We start from the raw sequence: 15,654 nt of genomic DNA, 5'->3' as shown, positions 1-15,654 counted from the left end.
TCTTAAATTAATAAGATAATGATGGTTTTAAAACAAAAAACTTCCCGTCTTCAATAAAGAGGGAAGTTTGTATGATGAATAAGAATTTTAAAATAGTTCTTATTTGGTGTTTTTGGTTTGAGTATCCGTTTGAGGAAAAGGGATGTTGAGGTTGTAGTCTGAAAATTTAGTGTATACTTTTTCATTCATGTCAAAGAATACATTCCAATAATCGGGACTTTTAACCCAAACTCTTACGGTGAAATTAACAGAAGTTGCTGCAAGAGCCGAAAGTCCTATAAAGGGAGCAGGGTCTTTTAAAATTCGAGCATCTTCGGAAATAAAATCATTCAGTGCTTTTTTGAAATTTTCCACATCATCGCCATAGGAAATTCCGAATGTCCAGTCCACTCTTCGTGTAGATTCGGCAGAGAAATTAGTCAGAGCACCTGTTGAAAGTGATCCGTTAGGGATTATGACTAATTTTTTATCGGCGGTGTTGAGTAATGTTGAAAAAATAGTAATCTCCTTTACTGTTCCCGAAAATCCCTGTGCTTCAATAGTATCGCCTATTTTAAAAGGTTTTAGAATCAGGATAATGACACCACCGGCAAAATTTTGAAGTGTTCCTGATAATGCCATACCTACTGCCAAACCAGCGGCTCCAAGGATAGCCACAAACGAAGTCATTTGGATGCCTATCATTCCCATTACGGTGATGGCAACTAAAACTTTTAGGGTGATGTTTGTTAAGCTTCTTAAAAACGGAATCAGGGATTGATCAATTTTTGATTTTTCTAATGATTTACCCACTCCCTTAGTGACCAATTTAGTAAACCATAAACCAATTATAAGAACTATAATTCCTCCTACTAATTTGGGTGCGTATTCAAAACCAAAATCGATTGATTTTTCTATGTACTTATTTACTAGTGTAACCTGTTGATCTATTAACATTTTAATTGTTTTTCCTTTATAATAGTTTAGTTTTTTTCAAAGCATCGATTTCTTCATCGCTATGCTCGATGATGTCAATTTTTGGTTCGATAAATTCCTGTTCGTTTGCCAATGTTTTGTTTAGGGTTAAAACCAAAGCAGGTAATAACATTAAATTAGACAGCATTCCGAATAATAAAGTCAATGAAATCAATCCGCCAAGGGCGATGGTTCCACCAAAACTAGAGAGCATGAATACAGAGAATCCAAAGAATAATACGATGGAAGTATAAAACATACTCAAACCGGCATCGTTAAAAGTAGCATAAACTGACTTGCGGATTTTCCAGTTGTTTTTCTTCAATTCTTCGCGGTATTGTGCCAGGAATCGAACGGTATCGTCAACCGAAAGTCCAAACGCGATTCCGAATACCAATATTGTGGATGGTTTTAACGGAATGTCTAAAAAGCCCATAATTCCTGCGGTTAACAATAAGGGTAATAAATTTGGAATGATAGAAACCAAAATCATTTTGAACGAACGGAACATAAATCCGATTAAAAGTGCCGTTAAGAAAAAGGCAAAAACCAATGAAGAAAGTAAGTTGTCCAGTAAATAACCAGTTCCTTTTTGGAAAACCAATGCTTTTCCTGTAATAGTTACTTTGTAGCGGTCTGGTGGGAAGATTTTATCGGCTTCTTTGCGGACTTCAGCTTCAATTTTTTGGATGGCTCCTCCGTTGTCATCTCGCATAAAAGTAGTGATTCTGGCAAACTGACCAGTCGAATCCACATAACTTTTCATCAGATTTTCTTTGGAATTCTTGGTGGCATTTTTAGCATAGGACAAAATGAATCCTTGTTCCTGAGAAGTAGGTAATTCGTAATATTCGGGATTTCCGTTATAGTAAGCTTGTTTGGAATATTTAACTAAATTGACAATCGAGATAGGTTTAGATAATTCAGGAATTTCATCGATTGCCTGTTCTAATTCGTCCATTCGCTTTAGCGTAGACAACTTCATGACTCCTTTTTTGTGTTTGGTGTCAATCATAATTTCCAGTGGCATTACACCGTCGAATTCATTTTCGAAGAAAATAATATCCTGAAAAAAGGCTTCTTTTTTAGGCATGTCTTCTATTAGACTGCCAGAAATACGCATTTTGTAAATTCCGATGATACTAATAACTAGTAGTGAAATAGCAACAACATAGATAGAAAAACGGCTGTGTTTTACGTTATGAAGAATCCAATCCATGAATCTTTTTACCGAGCCTCGGTCTAAATGCTCAATGTGACGGTCTATTGGTGCCGGAATATAACTATGGAAAATAGGTATTACTACAATGCACAAAAAGAACAATAACATAATGTTAATGGAAGTCACATTTCCAAATTCTATCAGTAATTTGTTATTTGACGAAATGAAGGTGAAAAAACCAATGGCTGTGGTAACATTAGTCATCAAGGTAGCCATCCCAATTTTGGTAGTTACCCTTTGTAACGCTTTGACTTTATTGCGGTGTACTTTGTATTCCTGATGGTATTTATTGGTAAGGAAAATGCAATTTGGAATCCCAATAACAATAATCAACGAAGGTACTAAGGCCGTTAAAACGGTGATTTCGTAATTTAATAAGCCTAAAACACCAAACGACCACATGACACCAATAATCACAATGATAATCGAAATTAAAGTGGCTCTAAAACTTCTGAAAAAGAAGAAGAATAACAATGAAGTTACTAATAATGAGGCTCCAATAAAAAGACTTATTTCATCGGTAATGGTTTTAGCATTGAGGGTTCGGATGTAAGGCATACCCGAAACGCGCAAATCAATATTGGTTTCTCTTTCAAATTTTTCTATAGCCGGTACTAATTTCTCCAGAATATATTCTTTACGGGCTTTAGTGTTTACAATTTTCTTGTCCATGTAAACGGCAGAACGAATGCTTCCGGATTTTTTATTAAACAACAATCCTTCATAAAAAGGCATGTCATTAAAGAGCTGCTTTTTTATATTTTGAAGATAGGCTTTGTCAAGGGTTTTGTTTTGGTCAACAAAAGGGACTAATTCAAATTTTTGGAGCGAATCGTTTTTTTGAAGTTTTTTTAAATCGTTTATCGAAATTACTAAATCGATGGCTTTGTCTTTTTTAAGACTATTCATCAACGTACTCCAGGCGGCATACGCTTTTGGAGTAAAAAAAGTTTTGTCTTTTACACCAATGATGATCAGATTTCCTTCTTCGCCAAATTTATTCAAGAACGCATTGTATTCTACATTGGCAATATTGTCATCGGGTAACATATTGGCTTCAGTAAAAGTGAAATGGATGTATTTCCATTGCATTCCTAAAAAAACAGTTATCGCAACAATAATCGACAACATTAAAATTTTATTTCGAAGAACAACACGAGCAATTAACTCCCAAAATCCTAAACTAAACCACTTGATCATAACTGATGTTTAAAGGCTGCAAATGTATTAAAAACAGAAGTAAAGGTTTGATTTATTTGTAAAATTTAAATTAATTTTAGGGTTTTTAGGTTTTGTTTTTATAGGTTGAAAGTTAATTTTAGGAATGTGGATACTATTAAAGAATTTAGCATCTTTGTGTAAAATTTAAATCAATTGATTTTGAGCTATGGTTTTGAAAAAATATAAGAATACCTTGTTTTATTTGAGTGTTACGGGAGTTTTCTCGGCATTGATTTATTGGATTATTGGGAGAGGAAAATTACTCGAATTAAGAAAGCCTAATCTGGTTGTAAATGTGGGTAATGATTCGTTTGCTGATTTTATAAATTCGATGTTGCATAATTTTCAAGATCCTTTGGCTATTCTTTTGGCACAAATAGTCATGATTATTTTAGTGGCTCGAATTTTTGGTTGGTTTTTTAAAAAAATTGGTCAGCCAACAGTAATTGGAGAAATTATCGCAGGAATTGTCCTCGGGCCTTCTTTATTAGGGATGTATTTTCCGGAATTCTCAGCAGCATTATTTCCTGTGAAATCTCTTGGGAATTTAAAGTTTTTGAGCCAGATAGGTTTGATTCTCTTCATGTTTGTTATAGGAATGGAACTCGATATAAAAGTCTTAAGAAATAAGGCTAGTGAGGCTATTGTAATTAGTCATGCAAGTATTATTATTCCTTTTTCTATGGGAATTGGTTTGTCTTATTTTGTGTACAATCAGTTTGCTCCTGAGGGTGTAGAATTTCTTTCTTTCAGTTTGTTTATGGGTATTGCCATGAGTATTACGGCTTTTCCTGTTTTGGCTCGAATTGTACAGGAAAGAGGAATTCATAAAACCCGATTAGGATCTATTGTGATTACTTGTGCAGCTGCCGATGATATTACTGCCTGGTGTTTGCTTGCTGTGGTGATTGCTATTGTAAAAGCGGGCGATTTTGTGGGTTCTTTTTATGTGATTTCTTTGGCTTTGTTGTATGTTTTAGCCATGATTTTTATTGTAAAACCCTTCTTGAAACGAATAGGCGATTTGTATTCTGAAAAGGAAAATATTGGAAAACCAGTGATGGCTATTTTCTTTTTATTGTTAATTATTTCTTCTTATGCTACTGAAGTTATTGGTATTCATGCGCTATTTGGTGGTTTTATGATGGGGGCTATTATGCCGGATATCACCAAATTCCGAATGATATTTATCGAAAAAGTCGAAGATGTTTCGGTGATATTATTACTGCCATTGTTTTTTGTTTTTACAGGTTTGAATACGCAGGTAGGTTTGATTAATGATGCTTATTTGTGGAAAGTTACCGGAGGAATTATTGCAGTTGCTGTGATAGGGAAGTTTTTAGGGAGTGCGTTGGCCGCCCGATTTGTGGGACAGAATTGGCATGATAGTTTAACTATTGGTGCTTTGATGAATACCCGTGGTTTGATGGAATTGATTGTGTTGAATATTGGTTTAGAATTAAAAGTATTGACTCCCGAAGTTTTTACCATGATGGTTATTATGGCTCTAGTAACAACTTTTATGACTGGACCCGCTTTAGATTTACTTGGTTTTATTTTTAAAAATAAAAATGAAACAGAACATATTGAAACTATAGATGAAAATAAATACCGAATTCTTATTTCGTTTGGTAGTAATGAAAAAGGAAAATCTTTGTTGCGCTTGGCCAATAGTTTGACCAAAAAGCAAAAAACGGCTTCGGTAATTACAGCGATGCACTTGTCTCAAAGCGATGAATTGCATTCGTTTAATATGGAAGAAATCGAAAAAGAGACTTTTGAACCTATTTTTGATGAATCCGACCATTTGGGAGTTAAGTTGCTTACTGTTTTTAAAGTAACAAATGATATCGAAGCTGAAATTGCTGAGGTGGCTAATAATGGAGATTACGATTTGCTTTTAGTAGGCGTAGGGAAATCTATTTTTGAAGGAAGTTTGCTGGGCAAAGTGCTCGGTTTTACTACCCGAATTATCAATCCTGACCGATTGATAGATAAATTCAAAGGGAAAGAAGGTTTGTTTGAAAATTCGCCTTTTGATGAAAGAACAAGACAAATTGTAGCCAGAACTAAAACTCCTTTAGGAATTTTAATAGACAATGATTTTGAAGAATTGAATCAGGTTTTTGTGCCAATTCTAAAATCGGATGATGCTGCTTTGATTGATTACGTTCAGAAAATGATTTACAACAACAATTCTAAAATTAATGTTTTAGACATGAATGGCTTTTTGAAAAATAATTTTGTCATCCAAAGTGCTGTGGCGATTTTGCTGCAAAAATTCCCTAATAACATCAATGTAATTTCAGATAAGGAATTGAACACTGCTTTTCTCAAACAACAAGATTTAATGCTAATCACATTAGAAAGTTGGAAATGTATTATTGATGCTAATACGAATTGGCTTGTGGATGTTTCATCTGTTTTAATAATTAAGTCATAAATATGAGTTGGATTTTGTTGATAATAGGCGGTTTGTTTGAAGTAGCTTTCGCTTCTTGTCTTGGCAAGGCCAGAGAAACGGCAGGAGGGGAATCAGCTTATTGGATGCTTGGTTTTTTGTTGAGTTTAACAGCAAGTATGTTTTTTTTATATAAAGCCACTCAGGAATTACCCATTGGAACTGCTTATGCAGTTTGGACAGGAATAGGCGCTGTAGGTACTGTTTTAGTTGGAATTTTTGTGTTTAAAGAACCGGCTGGTTTTTGGAGGTTGTTTTTTATAATGACATTGATTGCCTCTATCATCGGATTAAAGTTTGTGTCGAGCCATTAATGAATTTACAAGCTTAGTATCATGCAAGAAAGCAATAACATTACGTATATCTTTTTAATCATCATTTTACTTTTGGTTGTTATTATTGGTTTTATGGTTTACCAATTAGTACAAGTCAGAAAAGCGAAAAATGAGGTTGATAAGAATTTTTATGCGCTGGAAATGAAAGTCAATGATTTGCAGTTAGAGACTTTAGAGTCTAAATTAAATCCGCATCTTTTTAAAAATATTTTAAATTCGATACAGTCACATGCTTATCAAACCTATTTTGCGTTAGATAAATTAGCGAATGTTCTGGATTACATTTTGTACGAGAGCAAGAAGAAATTTGTCACGGCTAAAGAAGAAATTGATTTTGCACTGAATTTAATCGAAATCAACAAAATCAAAATCAGTCCGCTTTTCGAATTGAAGATAAAGAAGAATATCGATGTAGACGATAAATTATACGAAGAGCCTTTGCTTGCTCCGTTGATTTCTATTGATTTGATTGAAAATGCTTTTAAACACGCCGATTTACAAAGTCCGGATGCTTTTATTTCGGTTATTTTTGAGTTTAAGGACAATGCTTTTGCGATGACGGTTTCGAATAAGATTTCGGATAAAAAAGTATTGAAAAAAGAACGAAGTGGTATAGGAAACACCACTTTAGAGAATCGTTTGCGAATTATTTATAAAAATAATTTCAAGCTCGATAAGTTTGTAGAAAACGATATTTATATAGCCCATTTAAAGATTAACTTACTTGAATACAAAACTGAAATGTTTACTTCTAGATGATGAGTTACCGGGATTAACGTATTTGAAAATGCTTTGTGAACAAATTCCTGAAGTAGAAATCGTAAAGACGTTTAATAATCCTGAAAAACTGCTGACTGAAATTCCAAATCTCGACTTTGATTTATTAATCTCAGATATCGAAATGCCCGGAATTGACGGCTTGCATTTGGCTGGTTTATTAAAAGATAAATTAGTTGTTTTTTGTACGGCATATAAAGATTATGCTGCCGATGCTTTTACTATTGATGCAGTCGATTATATCACAAAACCGGTAAAATTAGAACGTTTGCAAAAAGCCATTTCTAAAGCTTTTGAACGTTTTGAGAATGCCGCTAGTGCTAAAAGATTTATTCATTTCAATACCGATAAGGGGAAGAGTTTGTTGTATTTTAATCAAATTCTATACATTAAAACCGCTTTGGGCGACAGCCGTGATAAAACCGTGCTTTTGACTGATGGCAGTTTTTTGAATTTGAAAAATGTTAAATTTGATACGCTTTTGAATGAATTGCCGGAAGCTGATTTTTGTCGCATCAACAAGAAAGAAATAGTGTCTTTAAAGGCGATAAAGTTTTTTAATCATAACGAAATTGTGTTGCATCATTTAGATGAAAACGATAAAAATACCAGTCTTAGCCTGAGTGAGACCTATCGCGCCGACTTTTTGAAAAAGATAAAAATATAACTTATTACAAAGTTTTTCCCTCTTGTTACATAGATTAAAAATTAGCTTTAAAATTCTTTTTTAGCTTAGAAATCAGTTCTGATATTTGCCAATAAATTTAAAAAATGGCGTATGACTAGTATTAAAAATTCTTTGTTTTATGTTTCTGTTATTGGTGGTTTCACAGCATTAATCTATTGGGTAATTTCTCAGGGAGCTTCGCTTGAAATAGGTCGTCAAATTGTTCATAGAGAAATAGAAAGCGATCATTGGAATGATTTTCTGCATTCTATGGTCGAAAATTTACAACATCCTTTAGCTATTTTATTAGCTCAAATCGTAACTATTATTTTAGTGGCACGTTTGTTTGGTTGGCTTTTTAGGAAAATTGGACAGCCTTCAGTAATTGGAGAAATGATTGCCGGAATTGTTTTAGGGCCATCATTGGTCGGGATGTATTTTCCTGAATTTTCAGCGGCTTTATTTCCAAAAGAATCTCTGGGAAATTTGCAGTTTTTGAGTCAGATTGGTTTGATATTTTTCATGTTTGTCATCGGAATGGAATTAGACTTGAAAGTACTTAAAAACAAAGCCCATGATGCGGTTGTAATTAGTCATGCCAGTATTGTCATCCCGTTTGCCTTAGGATTAACGTTGGCTTTCTTTATCTATCCAATTTTTGCACCGATGGGAGTTGAGTTTTCTTCTTTTGGATTGTTCATGGGAATCGCGATGAGTATTACGGCATTTCCTGTTTTGGCACGAATTGTTCAGGAACGTGAAATGCAAAAAACTAAACTCGGAACTATTGCCATCACCTGTGCAGCTGCCGATGATATCACAGCCTGGTGTATTCTGGCAGTAGTAATTGCTATTGTAAAAGCGGGTTCATTTGCCAGTTCGCTATATGTAATTGGTATGGCCGTTTTGTATGTGATTATCATGTTGAAAATAGTTCGTCCGTTTTTAAAACGTGTTGGCGATTTGAATTCAACCCGTGAGAGTTTGAACAAACCTGTAGTCGCTATTTTCTTTTTGACTCTTTTGTTCTCTTCTTATGCTTCCGAATTAATAGGGATTCATGCTTTGTTTGGAGCATTCTTAGCCGGAGCAATTATGCCGGAAAACAATAAGTTCAGAAATATTTTTATCGAAAAAGTAGAAGACGTTTCTATCATTGTTTTGTTGCCATTGTTTTTTGTGTTTACAGGTTTACGTACACAAATAGGTTTGTTAAACGATCCGTATTTATGGAAAGTTACGGGATTAATTATAGCAGTTGCAGTCGTTGGGAAATTCTTTGGAAGTGCCTTGGCAGCCAAGTTTGTGGGACAGAGTTGGAAAGATAGTTTGGCTATTGGAGCTTTGATGAATACCCGTGGTTTAATGGAATTGGTGGTTTTAAATATCGGTTATGATTTAGGTGTTTTGTCTACCGAAATTTTCACCATGATGGTCATTATGGCTTTGGTAACCACTTTTATGACAGGGCCAACCTTGGATTTTCTTAACTATATTTTTAAAGATAAGGCAACAGTGGTTCCGCTGGAAATTGGAAACAAAAGCAAATACAAGATTTTGTTTTCGTTTTCTACTCCCGATAAAGGAAAGAAATTGTTGAAGATTGCCAATAGCTTGGTTAAAAAACAATCTGATAGTTCGATTGTTGCTGCGATGCACTGTTCTTTAAGTTCCGAAATACATTCTTTTGATGTAAAAGATCATGAACGAAAAATGTTGACGCCTATTCTTAAAGAATCACAACTGCTGAATCAGGAAGTGCTGAGTGTTTTTAAAGTAACTAACGATATTGATACTGATATTATTGATACGGCTAATCAAGGCGAATACGATTTGTTATTAGTAGGATTAGGGCGCTCAATTTTTGACGAAACTTTTCTGGGTAAAATTTTAGGTTTTACCACTCAAATTGTAAATCCCGATCGATTGATAGATAAGTTTACAGGAAAAGAAGGCTTGTTTGAGAACTCTCCTTTTGATGAGCGAACACGTCATATTATTGCCAAAAGTAAAATGCCTGTCGGGATTTTTATTGACAAGGATTTAGAGGATATTGATCAGGTTTTTATGCCTATTTTCAGTAAGGAAGATGCTTTTTTAATTGAGTATGCTAAAAAGTTAATCAATAATAATGGTTCTCAAATTACGGTTTTAGACGCTGTTGGAGAAGTAAAAAAGACGCGTGATATTGAAGAAACGATTCGTTCTATTGAGCAGATTGCTCCAAATCATATCATGATTATGAATGATAGAACTATTAGAAAAGAGTTTTTACAAAGTCAGAACTTAATGATTATAAGTTTAGAAAGCTGGAAACACATTATAGATGCTGATACTGATTGGCTGGTGGATGTTTCCTCTGTTTTGATTATAAAACCATAAAGATAATTGCAGATTTTTAATTAACGATTTTTGATTTCAGATTTTTGTGTTAGTATATAAAAATCTGAAATCAAAAATCGTTAATCTGTATTCTAAAACCCTAAGTTCAAAACATAACTTAGCTTGATAGCAATATTGTCTTCAAATTTTGTTAATTGATTTGGTCCGTAACGGAAAAAAGTAGTCAGTCCTAAGCCATTGAAAATTTGATTTAACTCAATTCCCGATTCGAAAAAACCATTGTTCAAGGTTTTGAAATTAATCCCTACATGTTGCTCAGGATGTTCTAAATCTCCCCAGGCCATTCGGGAAACTAAAACTAAAGAAGGTTTTATTTTTTTGAATAAGGTTACTCTGTTAAAAGCGTGCTTGAATTGGAAAAAAGCATATTTACTGGAGAAAAACTCATTGAAATACATGGTTTCAAAACTGTTTTTTCCTCCAAAGGTAATTCTTTGAATAATTGTTTCTTTAGTAATATTGTTGGGAGAACTATTGTATAAATGGGTTAATGGAACATCGCCAAGGGTATAACCAGCCTGAAAAAGCAAGGAGGTTTTTTGACCATTCAAATATTTTTTTTCATATTCAGTTTTGAAGTCAAACTTACTAAAATCAAAATCGTTGTCCCACAATCTACCTAGCGATTGAGTGTATTGAAAGCTGAATTTAGGAAAGCGTTTTTCTATCTCAACTTGTCCAGTTGGTGTTTGCATAAAATCGCTAAAAGGACTCCATTGCAGCGAAACCATAGCGGTTGTCATGGTATAATTGGTGTACAACTTATTGTTTTTATTGAATGCGTAATCAAATTTAGGTTGGATTTCAGAATGCGCAATTTCCCAGATGCTTTCTGTTTTTGGAATTTGGTTGGTTTCAAAATAGCTTTTCCAACTTGCATAATTGTAAAAAGTACTAATGTTGATGGGTCTGGGATCGTATATTTTGAAGGGCTTTTTTTCGATTGTAAAAGAAGTACTCGCAATTTCCCGAACATCATCAGTATAGGAAATTCCAAGCCATGAATTAGCTTGTTTGTCAATTTTCGCTGCAGCGCCTATACTGCCTTTAAAAAAGCCATCTTTAGTGCCATAAGCATAGTAACCTTCAATTCGAAAATTTTTAGAAAGACGTTCATTGGTTACACCGCCTAATCCCAGACGGAAACCTTCGTAGTTGTTGTAGCTAAAGATTTTTCGCAAATCCATGTCGAAAAAACCAATAGGCAAGTAGCCGTTGATGATTTTTTTTCCAATGCGAACGCGATTGGCGATCTTTTTTCTAATAGCTATGCTGTCTAGCTCGCTATAGGTTTTTTTAGAGCGAATATCAAAGCTGTCTTTTCGATAGCTTTCCCAAAAAGATTCGTCTTTATTGAAGGCATTTTTCTCAATTTCGACGGCATAAGATGGGTTTTCAATAGCGAGTGTGTTTTTTTGGATGTCAAAAATATGACTCTCAGAACGAAGATAAATATAGTCTGAAGGTTGTTTTTTTCTGGTGCTAAGATTTTGTTCCATGTCGCCATCAAACTGGATTGTACCACCAAAAATATTGATGTCATCGTCATTTTGACCTTTGATGATTTGAAAGGTTTTATGAACAGGAAACCAGATATTTTCTTCGGGAAGATATTCAAATTCATGATTTGCGCTGATGTTGAGCAATCCTCTAATGCGCATAATGGCTTTAGAAATGGCAAAATTACTTTGGTCAATGTATAAGATGCCTTCGAGTCCTTTGGCTTTACTTTTCTTCTTGTTTTTAAAGTAAATCATATAAGAATCCCGACCATTAATGGCTACTGTGTCCAGCAGTTTGTAGTTGTATTCTTTGGTGGCATCATCAGCTATTGGGCTGTTGTATTTGGTTTCGAAGAGTTCGTATTTTGGATCGTAAATAGAAAAAGATTGCAGGTTGAAAGCAATGATTTCGTATAACGGCTGTTTTAATCCCGCCATTTTTGTTCCCAAAATAGTTTCTTTTAGTTTGTTGTCACTAAATTGATATTGAGATACTTTTTCGGTTTGAAATAAGTGGCGTTTGTTTACCGTAGTTTTAAATTTATAATTGGTAGAATCAATTTTATAATAAATTCCTTTTCGGGTTTTTCTAACAATAATAGAATCTATTTGGCTTGAAATCGAGTCAGGATTAGCCGAAACAATTAGTTTGTTATAGTTTTTAAATGCAAAACTATGGAGTCTTTTTTGCGGATTGTTATTGTCTTTGAGCGCAATTGTTTTCTTGATGATGGATAAGGCAGCGTTTTCAGTAGCAATTACAACTTCGTTCAGATTGTCGGTCGATTGAGTCAATTTCAGATTGAAAAACTGATTGTCTTTTTGAACATTGATTTTTATTTTGGTGTAACCAATGTAAGAAACGTAGAAAGAAGAAATCGGTTTGTTTGAACTAATGTTGAATTTTCCATCCACATCAGTAATGCTATTTATGCCGTTGTTAGTGGTAATTGTAGCAAATGCTAAGGCTTTGTTTGAGTTGTTTTCTTTTACAGTTCCAGTGATGCGAAATTGAGCTTGAAGCGAAAGCGTGAAAAGGAAAAATAGAAAGAGATGCTTCATGGTTGCTGTTTGAATCAAAACGCTAATAAAAACAATTTGGTATGGCAAAAGTAATAATAAAAAATCCGTCCCGATAAACTATCGGGACGGATTTTCAAGATGTATTTTTTGAAAGTTATACTTTCATTATTTCAGCTTCTTTTTGAGCAAGAAGTTCATCAATTTTTTTGATAAATGTATTCGTCAAAGTTTGGACTTCTTCTTCGGCACTTTTACAAATGTCTTCCGAAGTTCCTTCTTTTTCTAGTTTTTTGATGTCAGTATTGGCATCTTTTCTAGCGTTTCTGATCCCTATTTTAGCATCTTCAGCCTCAGATTTAGCTTGTTTTGCTAATTCGCGACGACGATCTTCTGTTAAAGGCGGTACGCTAATGATAATTAAATCACCATTATTCATTGGGTTAAACCCAAGATTAGCAATCATGATGGCTTTTTCGATAGTATGCAACATGTTTTTTTCAAAAGGTTGCAAAGTAATGGTTCTAGCATCAGGAACACTAATTTTTGCCACTTGGTTAAGAGCAGTTGATGAACCATAATAATCTACAAAAACACTTCCTAACATTGCAGGAGATGCTTTTCCAGCACGAATATTTAGAAACTCTTTTTCAAGGTGAGCAATAGAACCTGCCATAGATTCTTGCGTGCTATCTAATATAAATTCAATTTCTTCAGTCATTTTTATTTCAGATTATAGATTTCAGATTATAGATTTCAGATTTCCTGCTATCTGTAAACTGCTGTTTGCTATTTATATGTTTACTACAGTACCTATGTTTTCTCCATCGCAGATTCTTTCCAGATTTCCGCTTTGGTTCATATCAAAAATTAGGATAGGTAATTTATTTTCCTGACTTAATGTAAAAGCGGTTGTGTCCATTACATTTAATCCTTTTTTGATCACATCATCAAATGAGATGAAGTCAAATTTTACTGCCGAAGCATTTTTTTCAGGATCCGAATCATATACACCGTCTACACGAGTTCCTTTTAGAATCACATCAGCATTGATTTCGATTCCACGTAAAACAGCTGCTGTATCAGTAGTGAAATAAGGATTTCCTGTTCCTGCTCCAAAAATTACGATTCTTCCTTTTTCTAGGTGACGATCGGCTCTTCTTTTAATATACGGTTCAGCAATAGACTCCATTTTTAAGGCCGTTTGCAAACGTGTTTTCATGCCTTTTTCTTCAAGAGCACCTTGTAATGCCATTCCGTTAATAACCGTAGCAAGCATTCCCATGTAATCTCCTTGCACTCTATCCATTCCGTTGCTTGCCCCTGCAACTCCTCTAAAGATGTTTCCTCCACCTATTACGATGGCAATTTCTACTCCTTTGGCGTGAACTTTTTTGATTTCTTCAGCATATTCAGCTAATCGTTCAGGATCTATTCCATATTGACGATCTCCCATTAAAGCTTCTCCGCTTAATTTTAGAAGAATTCTTTTGTATTTCATGTGTTTGTTGCGTTGATTGGTGCAAATATAGGGATATTCTTTTTTTCTGAAATAGGACGACTTAAATTTTATAAATTTTGTTTTCGTAACTGTATTTTGCCGCTTCATAGCCCAAATTGAAAATAGCATCCATTTTAATTTTATTGGTTTCAAAGGTGCTATAAATGCTAAGTTCTTTGGGTTGAATAATCCAATCGCATTGCGTGAATTTGGCAACATTCGAATTTTCTGAAAGAATATCAAAAGCTCTGGTGGTCACGGCTCGGATAGAATTTAAATCTTTCGCTTCAATTTTACTAATGGGACTCACGTAAACGCCAATAATCATATCGCAATCGTCTCTTAGTAAATCGGTTGGGAAATGATTCAAAATTCCACCATCGCTGTAATGATTTCCCTTGATTTCATAAGGAGAAATAATGCCCGGAAAGGAAGAAGAAGAAATAAGTGCATCGACAATTTTTGTTTTGGGTTCGAATATTTTTAATTCGCCTTTAATCATGTCGGTGGCGGTAATTTGGGTTGGAATTTCCAAATCAGAAAGCCTGGCATCTTTAAAAACGGCATGAAAATAGTCTTTGAAAGATTCTGAATCAATCAATCCTGCCTTAGTAAAAGTAATGTGTCTCCAATGAAATAAATAAATCGATTTGAAGAAGTTCAGGATTTCTTCAGGCGTTTTTCCCCAGGCATACATCGCACCCACAATCGATCCGGCACTGGTTCCGGCAATTTTATTGGGACGAATGTTTTTTTCTTCTAAAAATTTAATAGCACCCGCATGGGCTAAACCTTTTGACCCGCCACCCGAAAGTGCTAAGCCAATTGATTTTGAATTTAAGTTCATCTTTCTGCAATTTTTATAAAAATACACTTTTTACTGATTTGGGAGTGATTTTTGTTTTGCTTGATGGACGATATTTATCTTAACTTTACTTAAAACATTTAGAAAACATGATTAAATCAATTGCTCATGCTTTGTTCAATAGTTATTCTTATTCAGAATATAGAAAATTAGTTACAGATTTATTAAAAGAAGGAAAATCAACAGGAGACGAACAATCAGAAGAATTGACGAATTATAGCAGTCTTAACGAAACACGCATGAATCGTTTAGAGAAGACGATGAAAATTTCGGATGAAAACACCAATAAACTAAAGTCATTAAACAATGAGTTTATTTGGTTAGTGATTTCTGAAGGCTGGTGTGGAGATGCAGCGCAATTGTTGCCTATTTTTGAAAAAATGAACCAAGCTGCTGAAGGGAAAATTGATATTAGAATTGTGTTAAGAGATGATAATTTAGATTTGATGAATCATTTTTTAACAAATAAAGGAAGAGCCATTCCTAAGTTGATTGTTATTAATAAAAAAACATCGGTGGCATTAGCACATTGGGGACCAAGGCCAAAAGGAGCGGCTGATCTTATTTCTAATTATAGAAAAGAGTACAAAGTTTTTGATGAAACCATAAAAACCGAATTGCAATTGTGGTATTTGCACGATAAAGGAATTACTACCCAACAAGAAATTATGGATATGATGCTGGATTTAGATCAAGAGATTGTTGAAAATGAGTAATAATTGGATT

The 15,654-nt window shown here is 34.2% G+C and carries 12 protein-coding genes; 6 read left to right on the top strand and 6 right to left on the bottom strand.

From position 1 onward, the window contains the following. Positions 1-99: 99 nt before the first annotated feature. Together GTZ96_RS03040 and GTZ96_RS03035 are read right to left on the bottom strand one after the other, a co-directional pair. Positions 100-936, bottom strand: coding sequence for a mechanosensitive ion channel family protein (locus tag GTZ96_RS03040; protein WP_181033128.1), 837 nt, complete (start codon positions 934-936; stop codon positions 100-102). A 16-nt stretch (positions 937-952) separates the two neighbouring features. Beyond that, a complete protein-coding gene (locus GTZ96_RS03035) occupies positions 953-3,376 on the bottom strand; it encodes an efflux RND transporter permease subunit (protein ID WP_161641112.1) in 2,424 nt (807 codons plus the stop codon). Between the two features lie 193 nt (positions 3,377-3,569). On the opposite strand from GTZ96_RS03035, the gene GTZ96_RS03030 reads away from it, so the two are divergent. The 5 genes from GTZ96_RS03030 (at position 3,570) to GTZ96_RS03010 (ending at position 10,019) form a co-directional block, all read left to right on the top strand. Further along, positions 3,570-5,840: a cation:proton antiporter domain-containing protein gene (locus GTZ96_RS03030; protein WP_161641111.1), complete on the top strand. Its 2,271-nt coding sequence runs from the start codon at positions 3,570-3,572 to the stop codon at positions 5,838-5,840. A 2-nt stretch (positions 5,841-5,842) separates the two neighbouring features. Then, positions 5,843-6,172, top strand: a complete 330-nt coding sequence (locus GTZ96_RS03025) for a DMT family transporter (protein ID WP_161641110.1) — start codon at positions 5,843-5,845, stop codon at positions 6,170-6,172. Between the two features lie 21 nt (positions 6,173-6,193). Then, entirely contained in the window at positions 6,194-6,952 is a 759-nt protein-coding gene (locus GTZ96_RS03020; RefSeq protein WP_161641109.1) for a sensor histidine kinase, read from the top strand. After that, positions 6,918-7,637: a LytR/AlgR family response regulator transcription factor gene (locus tag GTZ96_RS03015; protein ID WP_161641108.1), complete on the top strand. Its 720-nt coding sequence runs from the start codon at positions 6,918-6,920 to the stop codon at positions 7,635-7,637. The genes GTZ96_RS03020 and GTZ96_RS03015 overlap by 35 nt, the downstream gene beginning before the upstream one ends. 111 nt (positions 7,638-7,748) lie before the next feature. Then, the gene (locus GTZ96_RS03010) at positions 7,749-10,019 is read left to right on the top strand and encodes a cation:proton antiporter (RefSeq protein WP_161641107.1); all 2,271 of its coding nucleotides are present in this window, start codon (positions 7,749-7,751) and stop codon (positions 10,017-10,019) included. A gap of 92 nt (positions 10,020-10,111) precedes the next feature. Here GTZ96_RS03010 and GTZ96_RS03005 read toward each other — a convergent pair whose 3' ends face one another. From GTZ96_RS03005 to GTZ96_RS02990, 4 genes are all read right to left on the bottom strand, one after another. Continuing rightward, positions 10,112-12,604, bottom strand: a complete 2,493-nt coding sequence (locus GTZ96_RS03005; protein WP_161641106.1) for a DUF5686 family protein — start codon at positions 12,602-12,604, stop codon at positions 10,112-10,114. Between the two features lie 115 nt (positions 12,605-12,719). Next, complete coding sequence (gene frr / locus GTZ96_RS03000) at positions 12,720-13,283, bottom strand: ribosome recycling factor (protein ID WP_161641105.1); 564 nt, start codon at positions 13,281-13,283, stop codon at positions 12,720-12,722. 72 nt (positions 13,284-13,355) lie between these two features. Continuing rightward, a complete protein-coding gene (pyrH, locus tag GTZ96_RS02995; protein ID WP_161641104.1) occupies positions 13,356-14,063 on the bottom strand; it encodes a UMP kinase in 708 nt (235 codons plus the stop codon). Between the two features lie 61 nt (positions 14,064-14,124). After that, complete coding sequence (locus GTZ96_RS02990) at positions 14,125-14,910, bottom strand: patatin-like phospholipase family protein (protein ID WP_161641103.1); 786 nt, start codon at positions 14,908-14,910, stop codon at positions 14,125-14,127. A 107-nt stretch (positions 14,911-15,017) separates the two neighbouring features. On the opposite strand from GTZ96_RS02990, the gene GTZ96_RS02985 reads away from it, so the two are divergent. Next, on the top strand, positions 15,018-15,644 hold the full coding sequence (locus GTZ96_RS02985; RefSeq protein ID WP_161641102.1) for a thioredoxin family protein: 627 nt from the start codon (positions 15,018-15,020) through the stop codon (positions 15,642-15,644). Positions 15,645-15,654 lie beyond the last annotated feature (10 nt).

This window comes from Flavobacterium undicola (assembly GCF_009909155.2).
Lineage (GTDB): Bacteria > Bacteroidota > Bacteroidia > Flavobacteriales > Flavobacteriaceae > Flavobacterium > Flavobacterium undicola.
This window is presented reverse-complemented; position numbering and strand designations above follow the sequence as displayed.

Bases quoted from the DNA above. Each gene is read 5' to 3' on its own strand.
- GTZ96_RS03020 (WP_161641109.1), top strand. From the start codon at position 6,194: ATGCAAGAAAGCAATAACATTACGTATATCTTTTTAATCATCATTTTA.
- GTZ96_RS02990 (WP_161641103.1), bottom strand. From the start codon at position 14,910: ATGAACTTAAATTCAAAATCAATTGGCTTAGCACTTTCGGGTGGCGGG.
- GTZ96_RS03040 (WP_181033128.1), bottom strand. From the start codon at position 936: ATGTTAATAGATCAACAGGTTACACTAGTAAATAAGTACATAGAAAAA.
- GTZ96_RS03025 (WP_161641110.1), top strand. From the start codon at position 5,843: ATGAGTTGGATTTTGTTGATAATAGGCGGTTTGTTTGAAGTAGCTTTC.
- frr (WP_161641105.1), bottom strand. From the start codon at position 13,283: ATGACTGAAGAAATTGAATTTATATTAGATAGCACGCAAGAATCTATG.
- GTZ96_RS03010 (WP_161641107.1), top strand. From the start codon at position 7,749: ATGACTAGTATTAAAAATTCTTTGTTTTATGTTTCTGTTATTGGTGGT.
- GTZ96_RS03005 (WP_161641106.1), bottom strand. From the start codon at position 12,604: ATGAAGCATCTCTTTCTATTTTTCCTTTTCACGCTTTCGCTTCAAGCT.
- GTZ96_RS02985 (WP_161641102.1), top strand. From the start codon at position 15,018: ATGATTAAATCAATTGCTCATGCTTTGTTCAATAGTTATTCTTATTCA.
- pyrH (WP_161641104.1), bottom strand. From the start codon at position 14,063: ATGAAATACAAAAGAATTCTTCTAAAATTAAGCGGAGAAGCTTTAATG.
- GTZ96_RS03035 (WP_161641112.1), bottom strand. From the start codon at position 3,376: ATGATCAAGTGGTTTAGTTTAGGATTTTGGGAGTTAATTGCTCGTGTT.